Consider the following 2,935-nt stretch of genomic DNA (forward strand, 5'->3'; position numbering starts at 1 on the left):
TACCGACCAATACCTACCCGCTCCCGTAAAACCATGAACAAACTCGCGTCCGGGGCCATTAGTACGGCTCAGCTTAGCGACTCTCACCGCGTACACCTGCCGCCTATCAACGTCGTCGTCTACAACACCCCTTTATACCGGAACACTCATCTTCAGGCCAGTTTCGCACTTAGATGCTTTCAGCGCTTATCTGATCCCCACGTAGCTACTCAGCCATACCACCGGCATGATAACTGATCCGCCAGCGGTGAGTCCATCCCGGTCCTCTCGTACTAAGGACAGATCCCGTCAGTATTCCCACGCCCACCACAGATAGGGACCGAACTGTCTCACGACGTTCTGAACCCAGCTCGCGTGCCACTTTAATCGGCGAACAGCCGAACCCTTGGAACCTTCTCCAGCCCCAGGATGTGACGAGCCGACATCGAGGTGCCAAACCTCCCCGTCGATGTGAGCTCTTGGGGGAGATCAGCCTGTTATCCCCGGCGTACCTTTTATCCTTTGAGCGATGGCCCTTCCATGCGGAACCACCGGATCACTATACCCGACTTTCGTCCCAGATCGGCTTGTGGGCCTCACTGTCAAGCTGGCTTCTGCTATTGCACTCCCCTACCGATTACCGTCCGGTATGAGCCAACCTTGGGAAACCTCCGTTACCCTTTCGGAGGTGACCACCCCAGTCAAACTACCCACCAAACAAGGTCCCAGTCTCCCGGTTAGAACGCCAGTAAGCCAAGGGCGGTATTTCAAGGTTGGATCCAGGATGCCTGGCGACACCCCTTCAACTCCTCCCGCCTATCCTACACATGACTGACCGGCATTCAATGTTAAGCTGTAGTAAAGGTGCACGGGGTCTTTCCGTCCCGTGGCGGGTAAGCGGCATCTTCACCGCTACTACAATTTCACCGAACTCATGGTTGAGACAGTGCCCAGATCGTTACACCATTCGTGCAGGTCGGAACTTACCCGACAAGGAATTTCGCTACCTTAGGACCGTTATAGTTACGGCCGCCGTTTACTGGGGCTTCAGTTCAAACCTTCGCCTTGCGACTAAGCTCCCCCCTTAACCTTCCAGCACCGGGCAGGTGTCAGACCCTATGCGTCAACTTTCATTTTGGCAGAGTCCTGTGTTTTTGGTAAACAGTCGCCTGGGCGTCTTCTCTGCAGCCTCCCATCGCTGAGTAGGCCCCCCTTATCCCGAAGTTACAGGGTAATTTTGCCGAGTTCCTTAACCATGATTCTTTCGCGCACCTTAGAATATTCTTCCCAGCTACCTGTGTCGGTTTACGGTACGGGTATCCACACGCTTGACGATCACTCACTTTTCTTGGAAGCCCCTTCAGTCTTTCGCTTCAGCCGAAGCCTCTGCTCAACGCTCTATTCCGTCAGAACGTAACACCCCCGGCACTCCGTCATGAGCTCTCCTGCGTAGATAGTGTGGGAATATTAACCCACTCCCCCTCAAAGCCCGGCATTCGCCTGCTCCTTAGACCCCGACTAACCCTCCGATGACTGCCATCGCGGAGGAAACCTTAGCTTTTCGGTGTGAGGAGTTCTCATCCTCATTCTCGTTACTTATGCCTACATTTGCTTTTCTATGCGGTCCACCAAAGCTCACGCTTCAACTTCACCCCCCATAGAATGCTCTCCTACCACACTATACTCCAAGTATAGGTCCATAGCTTCGGTGATGTGCTTGATGCCCGTTTATTATCGACGCCCGCCCCGCTCGACCAGTGAGCTGTTACGCACTCTTTAAAGGAATAGCTGCTTCCAAGCTAACCTCCTGGCTGTCTCAGCAGCCGGACCGCCTTTGTTCAACTTAGCACACACTTGGGGACCTTAGCTGATGGTCTGGGTTGTTCCCCTCTCGGAGCAGGACCTTAGCACCCTGCCCCTCACTGCCACGCACCTCTCTGCGCATTCGGAGTTCATCAGAAGTTGGTAGGATGTGACTCCCCCGCATCCTGTTGGTCGCTCTACCTCACAGACAGTAACACGTAACGCTGTTCCTAAAAACATTTCGGAGAGTACGAGCTATTTCTCAGTTTGATTGGCCTTTCACCCCTATCCCCAGCTCATCCGGAAGCTTTTCAACGCTTATCGGTTCGGCCCTCCACGGTGTGTTACCACCCCTTCAGCCTGGCCAGGGATAGATCACCAAGTTTCGCGTCAACCCCCACTGACTAGACGCCCTGTTCAGACTCGCTTTCGCTTCGGATCCGTACGTCCACGTACTTAACCTCGCCAGTGACGGTTACTCGTAGGCTCATTATGCAAAAGGCACGCTGTCACGCCACGCTGGACGCTCCAACCGCTTGTAAGCGCCTGGTTTCAGGTTCTATTTCACCCGGGTACTCCCCGTACTTTTCACCTTTCCCTCACGGTACTCTGCGCTATCGGTCTTCTGATTGTATTTAGCCTTACCGGATGGTGCCGGCTGATTCAAAGGGAATTTCTCCGGTTCCCCCCTACTCAGGATCCCCAACCCACCAACGCCCTGACCCGTACGGGACTCTCACCCTCTATGGTTGACTTTCCCAAGTCATTTCAGTTCGGTTGTTGATTTGCTGTCGGGTCCTACTACCCCGCCTACGCCGTAACGTAGATGGTTTGGGCTGTTCCCCGTTCGCTCGCCACTACTTAGGGAATCACAATTGTTTTCTCTTCCTGCGGGTACTTAGATGTTTCAGTTCTCCGCGTTTGCCCCTCGAAAGGTACTGGTTCTTCAAACCAGTGGGTTGCCCCATTCGGATACCAACGGATCAGCCCCTGCCAGCGGGTCCCCGTCATGTTTCGTCGCTTGCCACGTCCTTCATCGCCATCAGAAGCCTTAGGCATCCCCCAGACGCCCTTTTGCTGCGTGTCTGTCACGCTTTACGTAAGTAAGTATTCATCACTAGATAAACTAGTCTTGGTTTTCTATCATCATGAA

General features: G+C 53.9%; 1 rRNA gene. It reads right to left on the reverse strand.

The annotated features are described in order from the left end of the window. Nucleotides 1-37: 37 nt before the first annotated feature. Nucleotides 38-2,869, reverse strand: a 23S ribosomal RNA gene (locus ACYU8Y_RS16120). Nucleotides 2,870-2,935 lie beyond the last annotated feature (66 nt).

The organism is Spirosoma humi (assembly GCF_054776575.1).